Here is a 19,844-nt window from a genome sequence, read left to right as displayed (position 1 = left end):
TGGCCGTCATGCGAGCGTCGCTGTGCCCAGGCTGTCGTTCAGGCCGATGCCCGATGTGATCAGGTTGCCCAGCTTGGTGCGGTACAGCGTCGGAAAGTTGAGCTCATGCAGCCAGGCCACGGGCACCTCGTCGAGCAGGATCTTCTGCACCTGCAGGTAGATGGCCTTGCGCTTCTCGGGATCGGCCTCCTTGGCGCCGGCGTCGAACAGCTCGTCGACCTTCGGGTTCGAATAGCCCTCGACGTTGTTGAACGGCGAGCCCTTGGCGATGTTGCCGGTGGTGTAGTTGCGCGCCACGCCCAGCGCCGGGTCGCCGTACTGGTAGACGTAGGTGAAGGCAAGGTCGTAGTCCCACTCGTTGAGCTTCTGGTTCCAGCCGGCCACGTCGGTGGCCACCAGTTCAACCTTGATGCCGGCCTGCGCGAGGTTCTGGCGCAGGATCTCGGCCGAACGCGCCCAGGTCTCGCCGTAGGGCAGCGGCAGCAGGCGCAGCGTCTCGCCCTTGTAGCCGGCTTCTTCGAGCAGCTTCTTGGCGGTGGCCACGTTGCGCGGGTACTTGGCGACGTCGGTGCTGTGGAACTTGATGTTGCTGTTGAACGGCCCCGTCGCCGGCTTGGCGAAGCCCTGCCAGGCGATCTTGGCCATGGCTTCGCGGTCGATCGCGTACATCACGGCCTGGCGGAACTTGAGCTTGTCCATCGGCGCCTTGCGGTTGTTGAGCCACAGCCACGAATGCGGCGCGAAGAACTCCCAGCCCTTGGTGGTGACCGCCGCGCCCGGCAGCTTGGAAAGCCGCAGCACGTCGAAGTACTCGACCGCGCCGCCTGGCACCAGGTCGACCTTGCCCGACTCGAAGGCCGCCGCGCGCGAGGCCGCATCGGGAATCACGTGGAAGTACACGCTCTCGACCAGCGGCACGTCCTTGACGTGGTACTTGTCGTTGGCCACGAGCTGGATGTAAGAGCCCTTGACCCATTCCTTGAACTTGAACGGCCCGGTGCCGATGGGCGTGGCATTGGCCGGGTTGGCCGCGAACTCGGTGCCCTCGTAGATGTGCTTGGGGATCATCGGCATGCTGCCGACCTCGAAGATGCCGATGAAGGGGCCAAAGGGGTACTTGAGCTTGAACTCCACCGTGAGCGGATCGATGGCCTTGATGCTCTCCACCGCGGCCAGGTTGGCGCGCAGCCGCGCATGCGTCTTGCGCAAAAACACGTCGGCCGAGAACACCACGTCGGCCGAGGTGAAGGGCTTGCCGTCGTGCCACGTGACGCCGGGCTTGAGCTTGAAGGTGTAGAGCGTGCCTTCCTTGTTGACGGTCCAAGAGGTGGCCAGCGAAGGTAGCGGGTTGATCTTCTCGTCGTAGCGCAGCAGGCCCTCGTAGATGTTGCCCGCGATCATCTGCGTGGGGCCGTTCTGCGTGATGCCCAGCATCAGGCCCGGCGGCTCCGGCTGCACCACGGCGTTGATCACGCCGCCCTTCTTGCCCTGCGCCAGCAGGTGCAGCGGGACACCCGCGAGCGTCAATCCGGCGGCCGAGGCGGCGCCCATCTGGATGAGGTTGCGACGTTTCATGTGCGGAAACTCCTTGTGGCTCTGTGCGAGCGGGTGGGGACGAAGAAACGGGGAACGGCAGGACGCGGGCGCCGCAGATGGCGGCGCCGCCGCGTTCAGTCGCGGTACGAGGTGGCGGGAAGCGGGTCGATGCGCTGCAGCAGTGCGCGCCATTCGCGCGCGTTGGGGTCGGGCTGGCCCGGCTGGCGCACGCTGTCGCCGCTTTCGTACTGCTGCGCGGTCTTCTCGCAGACCTCGGCCGGCACCGGATGCACCGGCAGCCCGCTCGACTGGATCGCCACCTGCACGCGGCAGGCGCGTTCCAGGTTCAGCATCAGGATGAAAGCCTCCGACACCGTGCGCCCGAGCGTGACCAGGCCGTGGTTGCGCAGGATCAGCGCACGCGCCGTCGGGCCCAGGTCGGCCACCAGGCGCTCGCGCTCATCGGCATCGAGCGCGATGCCCTCGAAGTCGTGATAGACCACGCGGTTGTAGAACTGCAGCGCCCACTGGTTGCAGGGCTGCAACCCGCCCGCCAGCGACGACACCGCCACGCCCGCCACCGTGTGCGTGTGCAGCACGCAGGCCGCGTCGTGGCGCGCCGAATGCACCGCGCTGTGGATGGTGAAGCCGGCCGGGTTCACGTCCCAGGGCGAGTCGTCGAGGATGCGGCCATCGAGGTCGATCTTCACCAGCGACGAAGCCGTGATGTCCTTGAACAGCATGCCGAAGGGGTTGATCAGGAACTGGTCCTCGGTGCCCGGCACGCGCGCGGAGATGTGCGTGTAGATGCTGTCGTCCATGCCGTAGTGCGCCACCAGCCGGTAGGCCGCGGCCAGGTCTTCGCGCACCTGGCGCTCGGCATCGGAAACGGATGGGGCCTGGCGGCCCACTGCCTGCAATTGCATGTCGCGTTCCTTTTTCAGGCCCGGCGGGAGGCCGCCGGCGCCATGTTCGGGGTTCATCGGATCGACTGCGCAAACTGTCGACAGTCAACCGACGACAGTCTTAAGCAATATGCAGGCCTGCGTGATGGGGTAAGCCCTTGGTGAGGCGGCTGGAAGTGCGCAAAGGCGCGCCGGCGAAGGGCGGGCGCCAGGAAAAACGCCGCGCGCACTGGAGAAAGTGCGCGCGGCGCGTGGGGCCGGACGGTGCCTTTGGGGCGGCATGGCTGCGCCATGAAGGCGCCGGATGCACCAGGGTGCAGCGGGAAAGTGCCCTCTTCAGCGCAGCCGGCCTTCCTCTCGCAGCCGCGCACCGATGCGGCGGATCTCGGCCTCGCCCTGCTCGAGCGCCGCCTTGCTGGTGTGCACCGAGTAGTGCCCCATCACCAGTTCATGCGGATGCTTCGCGGCCGAGCCCAGCACGAAGGAGGTGTCGCCTTGGGCCACGAAGCCGATGGCCGCGCCCGATTCCTCGAACACCGCCAGCTCGCCGGCAGTGACCGGTTCGCCATCGCCCGCATCGAGCCGGCCCGCGTCGACCGCGATCCAGCCCACCGTGTGGCCGGCGGGCGGCGTGTAGCGCCAGTGCTCGCCGTCCTTCAGCTGCACGGCCAGGTAGTTGATCGGCGCCGGGGCCGGAATGGGGCTTTGCGCCGCGCCGTGGCGCCCGAGCAGCACGCGCGCCGGGCCTTCCCGCGGCACCTGCGAGGGTGCGAGGTAGATGCTCTGCGCCGGCGCGTTTTCTTCCGAGGCCGGCAGGGCCACCCAGAGCTGGAAGCCCTGCACGCGCTGGGTGCCCGGCGCGGGCGCGCCGTCGTGCCACACGCCGTTGCCGGCGCGCATCCACTCGACACCGCCGGCCGGCAGCACGCCCTGCTCGCCGGTCGTGTCCTCGTACCGCGTGTCGCCTTCGATCAGCCAGGTCAGCGTGGCAATGCCCGAATGCGGGTGCATGCCGAAGCCCTTGCGGCCGCCCGAGGTGTCGAAGCCGAAGAGGTCGAGGAACACAAAGGGCTTGAGGAATTCGCCCAGGTCGCCCGGGCTCATGAGCCGCGTGATCGGCCCGTGCTGCGAGCCGCGCGTGCGGTAGACGATGGCGCGGGCTTCGGTGGTGATGGTGGTGGCAACGGCGGTGGTCATGGGAGGCTCCTTAACCGATGGAAGAAGAAAGAAAGATCAGGCGGCGCTGCTGGCCGCCGGCACCGGGCGCAGGCGCCACGCCACGAAGGCCGACAGCAGCAGGAGCACCACGGCCGGCGCGGGGCTGCCGCCGATCAGCACGAGGTGCGTGGCCACGGCGCCGGCCATGGTCGCGGCCAGCAGCAGGCCGCCGACGAAGCCGGTCGCCGGCACCAGCAGCAGCACCGCGCCGCCGACCTCGACCACGCCCGTCAGGTAGCGGAACCACTGGCCGAAGCCCACCGCCTCGAACACCTGGATCATCTGCGGCACGCCGGCCAGCTTGGCGAGGCCGGCGGCGCCGAAGGCCAGCGCCAGAAGAATGCGAACGCCCCAGACGATGCGGCGCTGGATCGGGGAAGTGGAAGCGGGAGATGTGGAAGTCATGGGCAGAAGGTTAGGGCGGCACCCATTGATCGACTAGACGGCAGAATCGGATTGCACTCGTCCATCAACAGAAGGAATCCCCGCCATGCTCGACCTCAACGACATTGCCATGTTCGTGCAGGTGGTGCGCCACGGCAGCTTTGCCGCGGCGGCGCGCCGGCTGGGACTGCCGCCCAACACCGTGAGCCGGCGCATCCAGCAGCTCGAGGCGCAGCTGGGCACGCGGCTGATGCAGCGCTCCACCCGCAGGCTCACGCTGACCAGCGCGGGCCGGGCGTTCCACGAGCGCTGCGCGGGCGCGGTCGACGGGCTGGTCGAGGCCGGGCAGGCGCTGATCACCGGCAGCCAGCAGCCCAGCGGCCTGGTGCGCGTGGCGGCGACGGCCGATTTCTTCGACTTCTTCCCGATGGAGTGGGTGGCCGGCTTCCTGGCCGCGCACCCGCTGGTGCGCGTCGACTTCGTACTCAGCGACGCCAGGGCCGACCTGATCGCCGAGCAGATCGACATCGCATTCCGCGGCGGCGCGCTGCCCGACTCCGGCTACGTCGGCCGCAAGCTCCTGGGCGCCCGGACCGACGGCATGGTCGCGAGCCCCGCCTACATCGCCGCGCGCGGCGCGCCCGCCACCCTGCAGGAGCTGGCGGAGCACGACTGCGTGACCTCGCCCCATCCGAGCGGCCGCGCCCTCTGGCGCCTGGCCGGCCCCGGCGGCGCGGAAGAAGAAGTGCAGGTTGGGGGCCGCTTCAGCGGCAACACCGCGCAGGCGCTGCGCAAGGCCGCGCTCGCCGGCCTTGGCATCGCGCTGCTGCCGCCCACCATGGCCCGGCTCGACCTGGAGGCCGGCCGGCTGGTGCCGGTGCTGCCGCAGTACCAGCGCACCGGGCAGGGGCTGAGCGTGCTCTACCCGAGCCGCAAGCACCTGCCGCTGGCGGTGTCGGCGTTCATCGGGATGGTGATGGAGAAGCTCAGCGCGGTGGAGGCGCTGCCGGAGATGCTGCGCACCGAATAACGGGTTTCATGACCCATGCTCAGCCGCGCGGGGCCGTGTTGCGCAGCGCGTGCCGAATGGTCGACAGGCCGCGCAGCAGGTGCGCATCGAGCTCCTCGAGCATCGCGTTGAGGTCGCTGCCGATGGCCAGCTCGAGGAACAGGTGGTGGTTCTCCGCGAAGTCGGGCTTGGGCGCATGGGTCAGGCGGCACACCGCAAAGCCGAGCTGGATCTTCTGCGTCATCTGGTGCCAGACGTCGAGCAGCAGCTGATTGCCGCAGCGCTCGTAGACCAGGCCGTGGAAGTGGGCCTCCGCCGCGCTCTCGCGATGCAGCTCGCTGCTGGAAGCGGCTTCGGCCAATGCCTCGTAGCGCGCGGTCATCTCGGCGCGAAAGGCTTCGTCGCGCTGCGGCCACAGGCGGATGAACGCCTGCCTTTCCATGATGCGGCGCACCTCGTACACGTCGCTCATGGTTTCCTCGCTGATGTCGGTCACGTAGGTGCCGGCGTAGGGCTTGTTCACGAGCAGGCCGGTCTCGATGAGCTCGCGGATCGCCTCGCGCAGCAGGCCGCGGCTGACGCCGAACTGGGTGGCGAAGTGGCTCTCGACCAGCTGCGTGCCGGGCGCGATCCTGCCGGTGAGGATGGCGTCGCGCAGGGTCTGCGCCACGTAGTCGCGCCGCGTGGCCGAGGGGGCGGGGGCGAAATCGGGGAGGGTCTTCATCGCGGCGGGTCGGGTGTCGGGGCGTGGGCGGTGGACGTCAATGGCTGCGCAGGGCAAGGCGCTTTTCGAGGCGGCTTGCGGCATAGGCGCCAGGGTAGATGAGCACGAAGTACACCACGGCCACGGCCGTCAGGATTTCCAGCGGCCGGTAGTAGGCGGCGCTCAGCGCGCGGCCCTGGTACATGAGCTCGTGCACCGCGATGACGGACGCGATGGACGTGTTCTTCGCCAGCTCGATGCCGCGGTTGGTGAAGGCCGGCAGCATGCGCTTGAGCACCTGCGGCAGCACCACGCGGCGCAGCACCTGCACGCGCCGCATGCCCAGGGCGCGCGCGCCTTCCCACTGGCCCGCCGGCAGCGAGGCGATGCCGCCGCGGAAGATCTCCGAGCAGTAGGCCGATGCGTTGAGCGAGAGCGCGAGCAGCGCCGCCACATAGGGCGTGAGCTGCCAGCCCGTGAGGATCGGAAACGCGTAGAAGAACCACACCAGCTGGATCAGGATCGGGATGTTGCGGAACAGCTCCATGTAGCCGCGCGTCGCGGCGCCCACGAGGCGGCTTTTCGAGCGCGCGCCCAGCGCGATCAGCAGGCCGATCGCCATCGCCGAGGGAAAGGCGACGGCCCACAGGCCGGCCGTGACGCCCACGCCCTTGAGCAGCACGGGCCAGTGCTGCAGCACGGCCGAGAAGTCCCAGGTGAAATCCATCGTCAGTGTCCTGCAGCGCGGGTGGAAATGGCCAGGCGGTGCTCGGCCACGCGTGCGACGAGGCTCAGCGAGAACAGCGCCAGGAAGAAGATGGCCGCGACCACCGTGTACACCTCCAGCGGCCGGAAGGTGATCGAGTTGAGCTGCATGGCCTGGTAGAGCAGGTCGGAGTAGGCCAGCGTGGAGGCCAGCGCGGTGGTCTTGATGAGTTCGAACGAACGCTCGATGAACGGCGGCAGCATGCGCGCGAGCGCCTGCGGCAGCACCACGCGGCGCAAGGCCTGGTGCGAGCGCATGCCGACGGCGCGCGCCGCTTCCCACTGCCCGCGCTCGATCGACACCAGGCCGCCGCGGAACACCTCGGCGAAGAACGCGCCCGACTGCGTCGACAGCGCGATGACCGCCGCCGCATACGGGTCCAGGCTCACGCCGATGAGCACCGGCAATGCGTAGAAGGCCCAGAAGAAATGCACCAGCGGCGGCGTGTTGCGATAGAACTCGATGACCCACAGCGCGGGCCTGGCGAGCCACGTCCTGCCCGACAGCCGAAGAGCCGCGAGCACGACGCCGAACACCACGCCCAGCGCAATGGCGACGGCGGCGATCTTCATCGTGCCGAGGAAGCCCGCCAGGAGCATGTCGCGGTGCGCCCAGACGCCGCTGAAGTCCCATTCGTAGTTCATGTGCGCCCGCCCGCCGGTTCGATGCGTCCCGGCCTACTGGCCGAGCGTTTCCTTCATCACGCCGGGCACGGTGGCCGGGTCGATGCCCTTGGTCTTGAGGTACTGGCCGTACAGCGCCTGCGTCTGGCCCGAGGCGTAGAGCTTGCCGATCAAACCGTCGAGCTGGTTGCGAAAGCCCGCATCGGCCTCGCGCCGGATGCCCACGCTGGTCGGCAGCGCGACGACCGGCTGCGGCACCTGCACCTTGCCCTTGCGGATCTTCGAATACGCGATGACCAGCGCCGGGTGATAGAAGCCGATCGCGTCGACGCGGCCCGACATGAAGGCCGCCACGGTCTCGTCGGTATTGGTGAAGCGCTCGATCTTCGCCTTCGGCAGGCGCGTGGTCAGGTCGCGGTCGGTCGCCGTGCCGAGCGCCACGCCGATGCGCACTTCGGGCTTGTCGAGGTCGGCCCAGTTCTTGGCGACGAGGCCGTCCTTCGCGAGCACGCCCTGCGCATACCAGAGCAGCGGGCTGGCCGGAAAGTCGATCGCCTTCTTGCGCTCCTCGGTGGCGTCGAGCACGAACATGGCATCGATCTGCCCGGCCTGCAGCGCCGCCACGCTGTTGCCCCAGGTGGTTTCGACCGGCGTCATCTTCACGCCCATCTCCTTGGCGACCTGTTCGCCGAGCAGCACGCCGAGCCCGGTCCAGGTGCCCGAGGCGGGATCGCGGAAGTACCACGGATCGCCGGGCGCGACGCCGATGCGCAGCTCGCCGCTCTGCTTGATCTTCTGCAGCGTGTGGGTCTGCGCGCCGGCGGCAAGGCTGCCGAGCGACAGGGAGGCGGCGAGCGCCAGGGCGACGGCACGGCGCAGGCGCTGGAAGGGAGTGGTGGCGTTCATGGGATGGGCTTTCCGTGGACTGGAGTTGAAGGGAGCAGGCGGTGTGGCGGTGTTCAGGCGGCCGCGGGCAGCGCGCCATGGGCCTCGTTCGCGCTCGCGATGTAGGCGCGGTAAAGCGCGTCGAGCCGCTGCGTGAGCGGGCCGAGCGGCGCCAGCGCGCGGCCGTCGACCGACGACACCGGCGTGAGGCCGGCCAGCGTGCCGGTGACGAAGGCCTCGTCGGCCGCGTAGACCTCGGCCAGCGTGAAGTCGCCCTCGTGCACCGGGATGCCCGCCTCGCGTGCGAGCCGCACCACGGTGGCGCGCGTGATGCCGTTGAAGCAGTAGCGCCCCGACGAGGTCCACAGCGCGCCGCCCCGCACCGCGAAGAAGTTGGTGGAATTGCAGCTCGAGACGAAGCCGTGGGGGTCGAGCATCAGCGCCTCGTCCGCGCCGGCCTGGATGGCCTGGATCAGGGCCTGGATCAGGTTGAGGCGGCTGTGCGAGTTGAGCCGCAGGTCGAACACGTCCGGCCCGCTGCAGCGCAAGGTCGAGGTGAAGAGCTTCAGGCCGTTGCGCTTGGCCTCCGGCGTGACCACCTTGTGCTCGGCCACGCACACCACGGTGGCGCCGCCGATGATGAAGCGCGGGTCCTGGTTGGGCGTTTTCTTGACGCCGCGCGTGACCATGAGCCGGGCGTGCGCGCCGTCGCGCATGCCGTTGCGCAGAAAGGTGTCGACGACCACCTGCTTCATCTGCGCCCGGGTCATGCCGATGTCCAGCGCGATCGACTTCGCGCCCTCGTACATGCGGTCGATGTGGGCGTCGAACGAGATGATGCGGCCGTCGACCAGGCGCACGCCCTCCCACACGCCGTCGCCGCACACGTAGCCGGCGTCGAACACCGACACCACCGCCTGGTGACGCGGCACGAACTGCCCGTTCACGTAGACGAGCACTTGGTCGTTGCGTGCATCGGGGGCGTAGGCCTGGGAACTGGTCTTCGAGGGGGCGCTGTCGGCGTGCATATGAATGAGGGTCCTGGGATCAGAAGTGGAAGGCGGTGAAGCGCTCGATGAAGCGCTGCGTGCGCTCCTGCTTCGGGTGCTTGAGCACCTCGTCGGGCGTGCCGCTCTCGTGCAGCAGCCCGTCGGCGAGGAACACCACCTTGTTGGCAAAGTGATAGGCAAAGCCGAGCTCGTGCGTCACGAGCAGCATGGTCCGGCCTTCGTCGGCCAGCGCGCGGATGGTGCCGAGCACCTCGCCGACCAGCTCGGGATCGAGCGAGGACGTGGGCTCGTCGAACAGCAGCACCTCGGGCTCCATGGCCAGCGCGCGGGCGATGGCAACGCGCTGCTGCTGGCCGCCGGACAGGTGGCCCGGGTAGGCGGCGGCTTTTTCCGCGAGCCCCACCTTGGCGATTTCGGCCAGCGCGCGCTCGCGGGCCTCTGCCGCGGGCAGGCGCTTGACGGTCACCAGCCCCTCCATGACGTTCTGCAGCACCGTCATATGCGGGAACAGGTTGAACTGCTGGAACACCATGCCGACCTGCTTGCGCACCTCGCTGAGCTCGGCCTCGCCATAGCGCAGCGTGTCGGAACCCGGCACGGGCCGGCCCACGGCGCGTCCCTTGAGGACCACCTGCCCGGCGGAAGGCACTTCCATGAAGTTGAGGCAGCGCAGCAGCGTGCTTTTGCCAGAACCGCTCGAACCGATGATGGCGATGCGGTCGCCGGGCAGCACGTCGAGGTCGATGCCGCGCAGCACGTGGTGGCTGCCGTAGCGCTTGTGCAGGGCCTGGATGCGGAGAACGGGCGGCGGGGCGGCTGTCATGGCATGCAATGGTATGGATTGTCGAACAATCGACAATCGGGAGTTGTACTATCCATGCAAAGTCCATGCCATGCTTCCCCACGAGGGCGCTCGACAGCCGTGTGCGGCCGCTTCGCCCCTGCGGGAGAATCGCCCCCCATGAAAATCGAAAAAGACACAGTCGTCACCCTCAAGTACAAGGTCGCCGACGCCCAGGGCAAGCTCATCGAAGCCAGCCCCGAGCCGATGGCCTACCTGCATGGCGGCTACGAGAACACGCTGCCCAAGATCGAGGAAGCGCTCGATGGCAAGGAAAAGGGCTTCCAGACCACGCTGAACCTGGCGCCCGAAGACGCCTTCGGCCTGCGCGACGAGTCGCTGGTGCGCAGCATCCCCAAGTCCGAATTCCCGCCGGGCGTGAAGGTGGGCGGGCAACTCGAGGGGCGGCTCGACGATGGCACCGAGCACCTCTTCACCGTGATGAAGATCAAGGGCCCGGTCGTGCTGCTGGACGGCAACCACCCCTGGGCCGGCAAGGCGCTGAAGTTCAGCCTCCAGGTGACGGACGTGCGCGCGGCGCTGCCGGTGGAGATCGAGCATCGGCACGTGCATGGTGTGCATGGGCACCATCACTGACCTGTAGCCGGGTCATGGATTTCCCGAACGCCTCCAACATCTCCAGTGTTTTCGGCGTCGTCGCGCCCCTGCTTATCGGGGTGGCTTTCCTTTGGGTGGTGTGGCGCACCGAGTCGCGCCATGTCCTTCTGAACCGCTTGTGGCAGCTAGTTCATGGGAAACAGGAAATTTCCGATCCGCAGGTGCGCGCATTTGTTGATGAGCAGACAAGCCTGATCTCCTTTCGCATGTTTGCCGGCGTGCCCGTCGCCAGCTTGAAAGAAGCGCATCAACTCATTGAATGGACGAAGCTGAACGGAGTGCAGATGCGCACGCTGAGCATGTGCGGAGAACTCTTTGATGCGGAGCTTCGTCAAGTCCGGGTTCACAAGCTGCCGTCGCGTTTTTCGCAAACTTTGAGGCTGGTCTGGCTTTTTTTCGTAGTCGCGATCGGCTTCGTCTGTGTGACAAGTCTCTTCTCCTCTCAGACGCTCCTCACGCTGAAAAGCACGCAGCGATCTTTCTGGGCAAGTCCAACTGAGATGAAGTCTGCTTGGCCTCTCGGCGCTGCGGCATTGAGAGCCGGCGATTGCTCACAAGCTGCAAGTGCGAATTCAGCGCGCACGTCGTTCAGCGAACAGGAAGTCAACATTCTTTGCGGCATTCTGAAATCGGATGGCATGGCCGAGTTCGTGAAAAAGGCATTGAGCGAGCAGCGATGGTCGCTGGTCATGTTGATTGCGTTCGCCCTGTGGCTCTCATGGATGGGCCTGTTTTCATGGGCGTCCGGATCCGTAGCTCACAAGTTGGCAAAGCGCGGCATTGATCCATCGCTGCCAGGTACTCAGCTGAGCTTGGACCTCCGCGACTAGCTGCGCTTCTTCCAGAACCGCGGCGCCTTCCCGATCCGGCCCAGTGCCTTGCGGCAGGCCTTCGCGCCCGCCGCGTGGCGCGCGCTGAACCACCCGACGGCGAACCATGCGCGCGCATCGCGCGCCGTGGCTTCGCGGTAGAGCGCGAGCGCCACGGCTTCGTCGTTGAATTCGCCCAGCGCGTCCTGTGCGGGGCGCAGGCGCTTCAGGTAGTGCTCGGCGGCCGGCTTTTCCTTGTCGTCGTCTGCATCGGCGGCGAACAGCGGCGCCGCGAATTCGGCCAGGTAGCGCAGGCGCTTGAGCCGCTTGCGCGTGCGGTGCTGGTCTTCGGCCGACAGCGATTCGAAGCGGCGGCCGTCGCGCACCGCCTGCCGATGCAGCCGCTGCAGGCGCTTGCGCAGAAGGCGGCGCGCCTCGGCGGCGTCGAGCGGCGCCGGCGCTGACGCGGGCTGCCCGGCACCTTCGGCCTCGGCCTGCGGCGCAGCTTCCCCGGCGGTGGCCGCGGTGAAGCCGATCAGCGACACCAGCACCGCCTGGAACGCCGGCGCGCGCACCACCTCGCCGGGCGAGGGCGCCTCGGGCGCCGCATCGTCGCCAGCCAGCGGATCGAACTCCGGCGCCCCCGCCTCGCGCAGTTGCGGCTGCGCCAGCCTCACGACCTGCTCGCGGTCGCGCAGCGCGCCGAGCGCGCGGAAGGCCTCGACCAGCGGCGGCTCCCATTCGCCGCCGTTGAAAAGACCGGTGCGCGGGTCGAGCCCCGCGAGTTCGCGCAGCGCGGTGCGCAGGCGCCGGATGCCGATGCGCAGTTGGTGGATCTGCTCTTCATCCGTGCTGCCCGCGGCGATCTCGCTCGCGTTGGGCAGCATCTGCGCGAGGCAGGACGCGACCACGGCCTGCTGGATGGCGGGGCCGCCCGGCTTTTCTTTCTCGTTGGCAAAGCGCGGCGCCTCGGCCTTCACGGCCGGCACCGCATCGACTTTTGCCAGCAGCCGCGCGCCGCGCTCGGCCTTGGACACGGTGCTGAACCACAGGCCGTGCTGCTGCGACCAGCGGCGCGCGAGCGCGACGAGCCCCTGCACGCCGCCGCGCTTGAGCTCGAGCTCCAGTTCGCACACGGGCGACTCGCGCTCGTCCGGCGTGCCCGCATGGGCGATGACCTTGCCGACATCGAGCGCCAGTTCCACCACGGCGGCGCCGGCGCCGGTGGTGCGCACATCGCGCGTGAGCCGCACGATGTCGGTGGACTGGCGCTCCACCAGCGGTGCGCCGCTCGCGGCCAGCACCTGGGCAAGCCGTTCGCCCACGGGCGTGCCCTGGTGGCGCTGCGGGTCGATGGCCGGCGCGCCGCCGCCGGCTGCTGCGGCGCCCAGGTCGACGTTGTGTTCGAGCCGGTGCAGCGCGTTGTCGCCGGTGGCCTTGACCGTCTGCACCCAGCGCGGCCCCTCCTTGCGCAGGCGCAGCACGATGCCCTGGGCGGCCAGCGCCTGGTCCGCGGTGTCGAAATAGCGCGCCTGCAGCCGCGTGCGCACCACGCTGCCGCGCCGCATGGCGGCCTCGACGGCTTTCAGGCGCTGTGCGGGAACATGAAACTTGAACTCGATTTCCATGCCGGCCATGATGCCCGGTCTTGTTCATCGCGCCGCCGGCTTTGCGCCTGCCGCTGCGCATCAGGAAAGAAGGAAAGGCTCGCCATGGCCACACCGCTCGATCCCACCGCCCTGCTCGCCGCAGGCGCCGCCCCATCGGCCAGGGCACTGGCCGCCGGCCAGCTGAGCGCCGCGGCGCTGTGCGAAGCCGCCATCGCCCGCATCGAGGCGATCGACGGTGCGCTCAACGCGGTGGTGGTGCGCGACTTCGCCCGCGCGCGCCGCCAGGCCGCCGAAGCCGACGCGGCCCTCGCGCGCGGCGAGCGCCGGCCGCTGCTGGGCGTGCCGATGACGGTGAAGGAGGCTTTCAACGTGGCCGGCCTGCCGACCAGCTGGGGCCTGCCGCAGTTCCGCGATTTCGTGCCGCAGCAGGACGCCGTGGCCGTGGCGCGCCTCAAGGCGGCGGGCGCGGTGATTCTCGGCAAGACCAACGTGCCGCCGGCGCTGGCCGACTGGCAGAGCGCCAACCCGGTGTACGGCCGCACGGTGCACCCGCTCGACGCCGGGCGCACGCCGGGCGGCTCGTCGGGCGGCGGCGCGGCGGCCGTGGCCACCGGCATGGTGGCGCTGGAGCTGGGCTCCGACCTCACGGGCTCGCTGCGTGTTCCCGCGAGCTTTTGCGGCGTGTACGCGCACAAGCCGAGCCACGGCCTGCTGCCGACGCGCGGCTTCGCGTTTCCGGGCACCGAGGAGGCGCTGGCCTCACTGCCCTCGGTGATCGGACCGATCGGCCATGGCGCCGAGGACCTCTCGCTGGCGCTCGACGTGCTGGCCGGGCCCGATGCGGCCCACGTGGCGCAGGGCCGCTTCATGCTGCCGGCGGCGCGCCATGCGGCGGCCAAGGACTGGCGCGTGCTGGTGGTCACCGCGCATCCGCAGGCCGCGGTGGCGGCCGATGTGCGCGCCGCCGTCGAAGGCGCCGGGCAGCGGCTGGCAAAGGCCGGCGCCTCGGTGGCCCGAGCCTCGGACCTGCTGCCCGACCTGGCCGAAGTCGGCGACACCTACGGCCAGATCGTGCAGACCGTGCTCGCGCATGCCGAGCCCGGCGGCCGCTCGCCGATGCAGCTTCGCACCTGGTTCGACCTGCTGGCCACGCGCACGCGCATCCGGGCGCAGCTGCGCACGCTGTTCACGCAATTCGACGCCGTGCTGTGCCCGGCGGTGGGCTGTGCAGCCTTCGAGCACATGGCCGAGCCCGATTTCGAGAAGCGCACGCTCACTATCGACGGAAGGCCCACACCGTATGGCGAGCTGGCGGCCTGGTCCGGGCTCGCGAGCCTGGGCGGGCTGCCCGCCACGGTCGCGCCCGCGGGCTTCACGGCCGGCGGATTGCCGCTGGGCGTGCAGATCGTCGGCCCGTATTTCGAGGATCGCAGCACCCTCGCGCTGGCCGGGCTGCTGGCCAAAAGTGCCGCTTGAAAAAAAATGTGGACACCGTACATTTTCTTTGGTATCTTTTGTGGACGGTGTACACAACACACCGGCAAAGCTCCGCTCCACTCTTCATCGACACAGGAAAGACAACCATGGCCAACAAGCAGATCTTCGTGAACCTCGCCGTCAAGAACCTCGACAAGTCCAAGGCATTCTTTGCCGCGCTGGGCTACACCTTCAACGAGAAGTTCACGGACGCCAACGCCGCCTGCATGGTGATCCAGGAAGGCAGCATCCACGCGATGCTGCTGGTGGAAGACTTCTTCAAGACCTTCACGAGCAAGAGCCTCGCCGACACCAGCAAGAGCACCGAGGTGCTGCTGTGCCTGTCGTGCGAAAGCCGCGCCGAGGTCGACGAGATGGTGGCCAAGGCGGTGGCCGCGGGCGGCACGGTGCCGCGCGAGCCGCAGGACTACGGCTTCATGTACGGCCACGGCTTCCAGGACCTCGACGGCCACCTGTGGGAGCTGATGTACATGGACCCGAACGCCGAAGTGACCCACCAGAACGCCTGAGGGCGCGCCGCCAAGCACGCAGAACGATGCCCATCGTTCCATATGCGCTCCTCACTGTTGCGCGGAAGGCCCCTTCCCTGAAGCGGGTGCGCCCCGATATTCCCGACAGCAGCGTTGCCGCGCATCCGGCCGCGGCACGCCCAACCGAAAGGAATACCGAGGTGTCCAGCAACAACGACAGCAGCAGCCCTATCGACGAAGGCCGCAGCCCCGTGCTGCAGGTGAGCCCGCTCGGCTTCCCGTGGCAGACGATCGACCCGTTCCTGTTCTGCGTCTATCACGATGACGCCTATCCGAAGGCCAACGCGCAGATGGGGCCCGAGGCCCCGCTCGCGGGCCGCCAGATCGGCCAGGACTTCAGCCGCAAGGACGGCTGGAGCATGTACCACGGCGACACGGTGCCGGGCTTTCCCTCGCACCCGCACCGCGGCTTCGAGACGGTGACCATCGTGCGCAAGGGGCTGGTCGACCATTCCGATTCGCTGGGCGCCACCGCGCGCTTCGGCGGCGGCGACGTGCAGTGGCTCACGGCGGGCAAGGGCATCGTGCATTCGGAGATGTTTCCGCTGCTCGATGCCAACGCGCCCAATCCGCTCGAACTGTTCCAGATCTGGCTCAACCTGCCGGCCAGCAGCAAGATGGCCGAGCCGCACTTCACGATGTTCTGGTCGGAAGCCATCCCGCGCCTTGCGTCCGACGACGCGGCGGGCGGCCGCACCGAGATCGCGGTGGTCGCGGGCCGTTTCGGCGGCACGGCCGCGGGCAACGGAGAGCCGATCCGCCCGCTGCCGCCGCCGCCCGATTCATGGGCCGCGCAGGCCGATGCCGACGTCGCGATCTGGACGCTCAAGATGACGCCCGGCGCGCAATGGACGCTGCCGCCCGCCGCGGGCGAAGGCACGCGGCGCATGCTGTACTTCTTCAAGGGCGCGGTGGCCACCATCGCAGGCCGGCGCGTGGAAGGCCCGGCCGCCATCGAACTGCGCGCGGACACCGCCGTCGAGCTGTGCAACGGCGATGAAGAGCCGGGCGAATTCCTGCTGCTGCAGGGGCGCCCCATTGCCGAGCCGGTGGCGCAGTACGGTCCGTTCGTGATGAACACGCAGGCCGAGATCAGCCAGACGCTGGCCGACTACCGCCGCACGCAGTTCGGCGGCTGGCCCTGGAGCGATCCGGCGCCGGTGCATGGCCGCGATGCGGCGCGCTTTGCGCGGCACCCCGGCGGGCGCGAGGAAAAGCCGGCGACCTGAGCCGTGCGGCTGCGCGGCCTCAGAGCGCCTTGAGGATCTCCGTCGCGGGCGCGGTCATGCTCGGCACGAACTCGATCACGTGCGTGCTGGCCACGCCGTTCTGCACGAAGGGGTCGCGTGCGAGCACGGCCTCGAGCTCTGCCCGGTCGCCCGAGCGCGCGAAGATCACGCCGCCCTTGCGCGGCACCTGCCGGCCCGAGGCCAGGAACAGACCACTTTGGTAGTGCTTTCGCAGCCACGCCATGTGCCCATCCATCAACACATCGAGCTCTTCAAGCGGACGGATGTAGGTGAGCGTGACGATGAACATGGCAGGGGCGGCAAGTGGATCGGAAGGCTCCGATCGTATGGCCTGGAACGCGGCCACCGCATGACCAGAAGTAACGGTGTGATCCAGGTTTTACGGCTTTCTGATACCGTCTTTTTTGTTGCCCTCAACTGCAAAGGAGAGTCGCCCATGCCGCTTCGCTCGCCTGGCCTTTTGCCGCCCAGCTTCGTACCGCCGTACCTGCTGGACCGGCTGGCGCAACATGCCGGTGCGCATGCCAGCGCGAAGGCGGCGCAGACGCTGATGATCGACCTGCAGCACCGCGGCCTGCGCGAGGCGGTGGCCGGGCAGGGCGTGTCGTCGGGCCCCGCGCCCAGCTATGTGCGGCGCGGCTCGCCCGCGCGCGCCATCCACGACGCAGAGCACACCATGGTCCTGCCGGGGCGGCTGGTGCGTGCCGAAGGACAGGCCGCCACCGGCGACATCGCCGCCGACGAGGCCTACGACTACCTGGGCGCCACCTACCGCCTGTACCACGACATCTTCGAGCGCGATTCCATCGACGGCGCGGGCATGCCGCTCACGGGCAGCGTGCACTACGGCAACGACTACGACAACGCCTTCTGGAACGGCAGGCAGATGGTGTTCGGCGACGGCGACGGCGAGGTCATGAACCGCTTCACCATCGCGGTGGACATCATCGGCCACGAGCTCACGCACGGCGTGATCGACCACGAGTCGGGCCTGGTCTACCAGGGGCAGCCGGGCGCGCTCAACGAGTCGATCTGCGACGTGTTCGGCGCGCTGGTCAAGCAGCACCTGCTCAAGCAGACCGCGCAGCAGGCCGACTGGCTGGTGGGCGCGGGGCTCTTCACCGGCAAGGTCAAGGCGCGCGCGCTGCGCTCGATGGCCGAGCCCGGCACGGCCTACGACGACCCGGTGCTCGGCAAGGACCCGCAGCCTGCCCACATGAAGGACTTTGTCGACACGCGGCAGGACAATGGCGGCGTGCACATCAATTCCGGCATTCCGAACCGCGCCTTCCATCTCGCTGCCACGGCCATCCAGGGTCCGGCATGGGAGACGGCCGGGCGCGTCTGGTACGACACGGTATGCGACCGGCGGCTGCGCCAGGACGCCGATTTCCTGGCCTTCGCACAGCTCAGCGTGGAAAATGCGGCCAGGCGCTTCGGCGCCGGCAGCGCGGCGCACCAGGCCGTTGGCGCTGCATGGAACACCGTGGGAGTCACACCATCATGATTCAGCTTCCGCCCCTGGACCAGGCCTCCGTCGTGCGGGTGACGCGCGAGGGCGGCGTGGCCTACGTGCCGGGCCTGTCGCGCCCGCGCAGCTACCAGCTGGGCAACTGCAGCGAGGAACTGCGCCAGCAGATCGGCGAGGCGCTGCAAAGCGCGGCGCCGCACGCGGAGCCGCGCGGCGGCCCCGGTTCGCCGGGCGGCGACCAGCGCTTCTACCGCGTGGAAGTGGTGGTGGAAAGCGCCACCTCCCGTTCAGGTTCTTCGGTCAGCTTCGAGGTGCCCGAGAACGAGGCGCCCGCGTCGCTGGTGCACCTGTGGAAAGACGCGGCCGAGCGCTGAGGCTTTTTCTTCTCCGCCGAATCAAGGGCCGCCGAGCACCGCCGACGCCACCAGCCACACGTTGGCCGCGCTGATCACGCCGAACAGCCCCCAGGCCAGCAGCTTGACCAGCGTGCCGTTGGCAAAGCCACCCATCAGCGCGCGGCTGCTCGTGAAGCGGATCAGCGGCCACATCGCGAAGGGCAGCTGAAAACTCAGCACCACCTGGCTCAGCACCAGCATCTTGCCCACGCCGCCATCGCCGAACCACCAGACCCCCAGGAACGCCGGCCCGAGCGCCAGCCCCCGCGTGATCAGGCGGCGCTGCCAGCACGGGATCTTCAGGTCGAGAAAGCCTTCCATGATGATCTGGCCCGCAATGGTGCCGGTGAAGGTCGAGCTCTGGCCCGAGGCCAGCAGCGCAATGCCGAACAGCGTGGCCGCGAACGCGCTGCCCACGATGGGCTCGATGAGCCGGTAGGCGTCGTCGATCTCGGTCACTTCCACATGGCCGGTGCTGTGGAAGGCGCTGGCCGCCAGCACCATGATGGCCGCGTTGACCAGGAGCGCGAGCGAAAGCGAGAACACCGCGTCGAAGGTGCAGAAGCGCACCGCCTCGCGCCGCGCCGCATCGCTGTCGGCCACCAGCCGGGTCTGCACGATGGACGAATGCAGGTACAGGTTGTGCGGCATCACGGTGGCGCCCACCACGCCGATCGCAAGGTACAGCGCGCCCGGCTGCTGCAGCCGCTCGAAGCTGGGCGCGAAGCCCATTGCCACGCCGAACCAGTTGGGCTGCGACATCGCAAGCTCCACCACGAAGCAGCCCGCGATGGTGCCCACCAGCCCGAGCACGATCGCCTCCACGCGCCGGAAGCCCGCGCCCTGCAGCCCCAGCACGAGCAGCGTGTCGAACGCCGTGATGCCGATGCCGACCGGGATCGACACGCCGAACAGCAGGTGCAATGCGAGCGCGCTGCCCAGCACCTCGGCCAGGTCGCAGGCCACGATGGCCAGCTCCGCGCCCAGCCACAGGAAGCGGTTCACGCGCGGCGAATAGTGCTCGCGGCAGGCGCGCGCCAGGTCTTTCTGCACCACCAGGCCAAGCCGCACGCACAGCGTCTGCAGCAGCATGGCCGCGAGGCTCGCGAGCAGCACCACGAAGAGCAGGCCGTAGCCGAAGCGCGAACCGGCCTCGATGTCGGTCGCCCAGTTGCCCGGGTCCATGTAGCCCACCGATACCAGTAGGCCCGGCCCCGCGTAGCGCAGCAGCTTCTTGCCGAACGGCAGGTCCTGCGGGACCGCCACGCTGCCCTTGACTTCGGAGGGACAGAAGGGCGCGGTGGCCGTGCGGGGCAGGGGAAAGAACATGCGGGCGATGATAGGGTCGCGCGCGGGACCGCTGTCCCAGCGGCCGGTCTTTTAGATTCGGCGGTCCCATTCCACACACATGAAACTACGGAGCTTTTTTCCATGATCCACGTCGTCGCCGTCATCACCGCCAAGCCGGGCCAGCGCGCCAGCCTGCTCGAAGCCTTTGCCGCCAACCGCGCGGCCGTGCTGGCCGAGGAGGGCTGCATCGAATACGGCGCCACGGTCGACGCGGCGGGCGTGCCGGCATCGAAGGCCAGCTTCGGCCCCGACACCTTCGTGGTGATCGAGAAATGGGAAACGCTGGCCCACCTGCAGGCCCATGCGGTGGCACCGCACATGGCGGCCCACGGCGCGAAGACGAAGGAGCTGGTCCAGAGCAAGCTGATCCACGTGCTCGAGCCGGTCTGAAAATCGGCCTTCGCGCGCGGCGCAATGCCTGCTACCCTCGCGCC

General features: G+C 68.7%; 22 protein-coding genes. 9 read left to right on the top strand and 13 right to left on the bottom strand.

Annotation, left to right across the window (positions count from 1 at the left end; all coding sequences use genetic code 11):
• Positions 1-6: 6 nt before the first annotated feature.
• The 4 genes from VPA02S_RS12610 to VPA02S_RS12595 all read right to left on the bottom strand — a co-directional run bounded on the left by VPA02S_RS12610 (position 7) and on the right by VPA02S_RS12595 (position 4,064).
• Positions 7-1,575: an ABC transporter substrate-binding protein gene (locus VPA02S_RS12610; RefSeq protein ID WP_062363915.1), complete on the bottom strand. Its 1,569-nt coding sequence runs from the start codon at positions 1,573-1,575 to the stop codon at positions 7-9.
• Between the two features lie 95 nt (positions 1,576-1,670).
• Complete coding sequence (locus VPA02S_RS12605) at positions 1,671-2,462, bottom strand: class II aldolase/adducin family protein (RefSeq protein ID WP_174545060.1); 792 nt, start codon at positions 2,460-2,462, stop codon at positions 1,671-1,673.
• A gap of 315 nt (positions 2,463-2,777) precedes the next feature.
• Positions 2,778-3,638, bottom strand: coding sequence for a pirin family protein (locus VPA02S_RS12600; protein ID WP_062363911.1), 861 nt, complete (start codon positions 3,636-3,638; stop codon positions 2,778-2,780).
• Positions 3,639-3,674: 36 nt separating this feature from the next.
• The gene (locus VPA02S_RS12595; RefSeq protein ID WP_018903459.1) at positions 3,675-4,064 is read right to left on the bottom strand and encodes a DoxX family protein; all 390 of its coding nucleotides are present in this window, start codon (positions 4,062-4,064) and stop codon (positions 3,675-3,677) included.
• Positions 4,065-4,149: 85 nt separating this feature from the next.
• Between VPA02S_RS12595 and VPA02S_RS12590 the strand changes: the two genes are divergently transcribed.
• On the top strand, positions 4,150-5,073 hold the full coding sequence (locus VPA02S_RS12590; protein ID WP_062363910.1) for a LysR family transcriptional regulator: 924 nt from the start codon (positions 4,150-4,152) through the stop codon (positions 5,071-5,073).
• Between the two features lie 19 nt (positions 5,074-5,092).
• Here VPA02S_RS12590 and VPA02S_RS12585 read toward each other — a convergent pair whose 3' ends face one another.
• The 6 genes from VPA02S_RS12585 to VPA02S_RS12560 are packed head-to-tail and all read right to left on the bottom strand — an operon-like array spanning position 5,093 to position 9,862.
• Entirely contained in the window at positions 5,093-5,776 is a 684-nt protein-coding gene (locus VPA02S_RS12585; RefSeq protein WP_062363908.1) for a GntR family transcriptional regulator, read from the bottom strand.
• 37 nt (positions 5,777-5,813) lie between these two features.
• Positions 5,814-6,482 (bottom strand): amino acid ABC transporter permease, encoded by a 669-nt coding sequence (locus VPA02S_RS12580; RefSeq protein ID WP_015867980.1) that lies wholly within the window; start codon positions 6,480-6,482, stop codon positions 5,814-5,816.
• A 2-nt stretch (positions 6,483-6,484) separates the two neighbouring features.
• Positions 6,485-7,165 (bottom strand): amino acid ABC transporter permease, encoded by a 681-nt coding sequence (locus VPA02S_RS12575; RefSeq protein ID WP_062363906.1) that lies wholly within the window; start codon positions 7,163-7,165, stop codon positions 6,485-6,487.
• 33 nt (positions 7,166-7,198) lie between these two features.
• The gene (locus VPA02S_RS12570) at positions 7,199-8,050 is read right to left on the bottom strand and encodes a transporter substrate-binding domain-containing protein (RefSeq protein ID WP_062363904.1); all 852 of its coding nucleotides are present in this window, start codon (positions 8,048-8,050) and stop codon (positions 7,199-7,201) included.
• A gap of 53 nt (positions 8,051-8,103) precedes the next feature.
• Entirely contained in the window at positions 8,104-9,057 is a 954-nt protein-coding gene (locus VPA02S_RS12565) for an aminotransferase class IV (RefSeq protein WP_062363902.1), read from the bottom strand.
• Between the two features lie 19 nt (positions 9,058-9,076).
• A complete protein-coding gene (locus VPA02S_RS12560) occupies positions 9,077-9,862 on the bottom strand; it encodes an amino acid ABC transporter ATP-binding protein (protein WP_018903453.1) in 786 nt (261 codons plus the stop codon).
• A gap of 138 nt (positions 9,863-10,000) precedes the next feature.
• Between VPA02S_RS12560 and VPA02S_RS12555 the strand changes: the two genes are divergently transcribed.
• Together VPA02S_RS12555 and VPA02S_RS12550 are read left to right on the top strand one after the other, a co-directional pair.
• Positions 10,001-10,477: an FKBP-type peptidyl-prolyl cis-trans isomerase gene (locus tag VPA02S_RS12555; protein WP_062363900.1), complete on the top strand. Its 477-nt coding sequence runs from the start codon at positions 10,001-10,003 to the stop codon at positions 10,475-10,477.
• A gap of 14 nt (positions 10,478-10,491) precedes the next feature.
• Positions 10,492-11,328: a DUF6216 family protein gene (locus VPA02S_RS12550; RefSeq protein WP_062363898.1), complete on the top strand. Its 837-nt coding sequence runs from the start codon at positions 10,492-10,494 to the stop codon at positions 11,326-11,328.
• On the opposite strand, the gene VPA02S_RS12545 is transcribed toward VPA02S_RS12550, so the two are convergent.
• Positions 11,325-12,944: a CYTH and CHAD domain-containing protein gene (locus VPA02S_RS12545; protein WP_062363897.1), complete on the bottom strand. Its 1,620-nt coding sequence runs from the start codon at positions 12,942-12,944 to the stop codon at positions 11,325-11,327. The two genes, VPA02S_RS12550 and VPA02S_RS12545, sit on opposite strands and share 4 nt — an antisense overlap.
• 75 nt (positions 12,945-13,019) lie before the next feature.
• Between VPA02S_RS12545 and VPA02S_RS12540 the strand changes: the two genes are divergently transcribed.
• From VPA02S_RS12540 to VPA02S_RS12530, 3 genes are all read left to right on the top strand, one after another.
• Positions 13,020-14,393, top strand: coding sequence for an amidase family protein (locus VPA02S_RS12540; RefSeq protein WP_062363895.1), 1,374 nt, complete (start codon positions 13,020-13,022; stop codon positions 14,391-14,393).
• A gap of 107 nt (positions 14,394-14,500) precedes the next feature.
• Positions 14,501-14,923 carry a VOC family protein gene (locus tag VPA02S_RS12535; protein ID WP_015867988.1) on the top strand — a complete coding sequence of 141 codons (423 nt, stop codon included), beginning with the start codon at positions 14,501-14,503 and terminating at the stop codon, positions 14,921-14,923.
• A 77-nt stretch (positions 14,924-15,000) separates the two neighbouring features.
• Positions 15,001-16,173 carry a pirin family protein gene (locus VPA02S_RS12530; protein ID WP_081247534.1) on the top strand — a complete coding sequence of 391 codons (1,173 nt, stop codon included), beginning with the start codon at positions 15,001-15,003 and terminating at the stop codon, positions 16,171-16,173.
• Positions 16,174-16,192: 19 nt separating this feature from the next.
• Here VPA02S_RS12530 and VPA02S_RS12525 read toward each other — a convergent pair whose 3' ends face one another.
• The gene (locus tag VPA02S_RS12525; protein WP_015867990.1) at positions 16,193-16,483 is read right to left on the bottom strand and encodes a YciI family protein; all 291 of its coding nucleotides are present in this window, start codon (positions 16,481-16,483) and stop codon (positions 16,193-16,195) included.
• A gap of 147 nt (positions 16,484-16,630) precedes the next feature.
• On the opposite strand from VPA02S_RS12525, the gene VPA02S_RS12520 reads away from it, so the two are divergent.
• Positions 16,631-17,701 (top strand): M4 family metallopeptidase, encoded by a 1,071-nt coding sequence (locus tag VPA02S_RS12520; RefSeq protein ID WP_062363893.1) that lies wholly within the window; start codon positions 16,631-16,633, stop codon positions 17,699-17,701.
• Positions 17,698-18,039 (top strand): protealysin inhibitor emfourin, encoded by a 342-nt coding sequence (locus tag VPA02S_RS12515; protein ID WP_062363891.1) that lies wholly within the window; start codon positions 17,698-17,700, stop codon positions 18,037-18,039. Before VPA02S_RS12520 ends, VPA02S_RS12515 begins: the two co-directional genes overlap by 4 nt.
• 21 nt (positions 18,040-18,060) lie before the next feature.
• Here the strand turns inward: VPA02S_RS12515 and VPA02S_RS12510 are convergent, their stop codons facing one another.
• The gene (locus VPA02S_RS12510; protein ID WP_062363889.1) at positions 18,061-19,389 is read right to left on the bottom strand and encodes an Nramp family divalent metal transporter; all 1,329 of its coding nucleotides are present in this window, start codon (positions 19,387-19,389) and stop codon (positions 18,061-18,063) included.
• A gap of 102 nt (positions 19,390-19,491) precedes the next feature.
• On the opposite strand from VPA02S_RS12510, the gene VPA02S_RS12505 reads away from it, so the two are divergent.
• Positions 19,492-19,800 carry a putative quinol monooxygenase gene (locus tag VPA02S_RS12505; RefSeq protein ID WP_015867994.1) on the top strand — a complete coding sequence of 103 codons (309 nt, stop codon included), beginning with the start codon at positions 19,492-19,494 and terminating at the stop codon, positions 19,798-19,800.
• Positions 19,801-19,844 lie beyond the last annotated feature (44 nt).

This window comes from Variovorax paradoxus NBRC 15149, assembly GCF_001591365.1.
Taxonomy (GTDB): Bacteria; Pseudomonadota; Gammaproteobacteria; order Burkholderiales; family Burkholderiaceae_C; genus Variovorax; species Variovorax paradoxus.
This window is presented reverse-complemented; position numbering and strand designations above follow the sequence as displayed.

Coding starts and splice junctions, on each gene's coding strand:
- VPA02S_RS12515 (WP_062363891.1), top strand. CDS start 17,698: ATGATTCAGCTTCCGCCCCTGGACCAGGCCTCCGTCGTGCGGGTGACG.
- VPA02S_RS12545 (WP_062363897.1), bottom strand. CDS start 12,944: ATGGCCGGCATGGAAATCGAGTTCAAGTTTCATGTTCCCGCACAGCGC.
- VPA02S_RS12610 (WP_062363915.1), bottom strand. CDS start 1,575: ATGAAACGTCGCAACCTCATCCAGATGGGCGCCGCCTCGGCCGCCGGA.
- VPA02S_RS12535 (WP_015867988.1), top strand. CDS start 14,501: ATGGCCAACAAGCAGATCTTCGTGAACCTCGCCGTCAAGAACCTCGAC.
- VPA02S_RS12525 (WP_015867990.1), bottom strand. CDS start 16,483: ATGTTCATCGTCACGCTCACCTACATCCGTCCGCTTGAAGAGCTCGAT.
- VPA02S_RS12550 (WP_062363898.1), top strand. CDS start 10,492: ATGGATTTCCCGAACGCCTCCAACATCTCCAGTGTTTTCGGCGTCGTC.
- VPA02S_RS12605 (WP_174545060.1), bottom strand. CDS start 2,462: ATGCAATTGCAGGCAGTGGGCCGCCAGGCCCCATCCGTTTCCGATGCC.
- VPA02S_RS12585 (WP_062363908.1), bottom strand. CDS start 5,776: ATGAAGACCCTCCCCGATTTCGCCCCCGCCCCCTCGGCCACGCGGCGC.
- VPA02S_RS12600 (WP_062363911.1), bottom strand. CDS start 3,638: ATGACCACCGCCGTTGCCACCACCATCACCACCGAAGCCCGCGCCATC.
- VPA02S_RS12575 (WP_062363906.1), bottom strand. CDS start 7,165: ATGAACTACGAATGGGACTTCAGCGGCGTCTGGGCGCACCGCGACATG.
- VPA02S_RS12510 (WP_062363889.1), bottom strand. CDS start 19,389: ATGTTCTTTCCCCTGCCCCGCACGGCCACCGCGCCCTTCTGTCCCTCC.
- VPA02S_RS12580 (WP_015867980.1), bottom strand. CDS start 6,482: ATGGATTTCACCTGGGACTTCTCGGCCGTGCTGCAGCACTGGCCCGTG.
- VPA02S_RS12570 (WP_062363904.1), bottom strand. CDS start 8,050: ATGAACGCCACCACTCCCTTCCAGCGCCTGCGCCGTGCCGTCGCCCTG.
- VPA02S_RS12520 (WP_062363893.1), top strand. CDS start 16,631: ATGCCGCTTCGCTCGCCTGGCCTTTTGCCGCCCAGCTTCGTACCGCCG.
- VPA02S_RS12590 (WP_062363910.1), top strand. CDS start 4,150: ATGCTCGACCTCAACGACATTGCCATGTTCGTGCAGGTGGTGCGCCAC.
- VPA02S_RS12555 (WP_062363900.1), top strand. CDS start 10,001: ATGAAAATCGAAAAAGACACAGTCGTCACCCTCAAGTACAAGGTCGCC.
- VPA02S_RS12560 (WP_018903453.1), bottom strand. CDS start 9,862: ATGACAGCCGCCCCGCCGCCCGTTCTCCGCATCCAGGCCCTGCACAAG.
- VPA02S_RS12540 (WP_062363895.1), top strand. CDS start 13,020: ATGGCCACACCGCTCGATCCCACCGCCCTGCTCGCCGCAGGCGCCGCC.
- VPA02S_RS12505 (WP_015867994.1), top strand. CDS start 19,492: ATGATCCACGTCGTCGCCGTCATCACCGCCAAGCCGGGCCAGCGCGCC.
- VPA02S_RS12595 (WP_018903459.1), bottom strand. CDS start 4,064: ATGACTTCCACATCTCCCGCTTCCACTTCCCCGATCCAGCGCCGCATC.
- VPA02S_RS12565 (WP_062363902.1), bottom strand. CDS start 9,057: ATGCACGCCGACAGCGCCCCCTCGAAGACCAGTTCCCAGGCCTACGCC.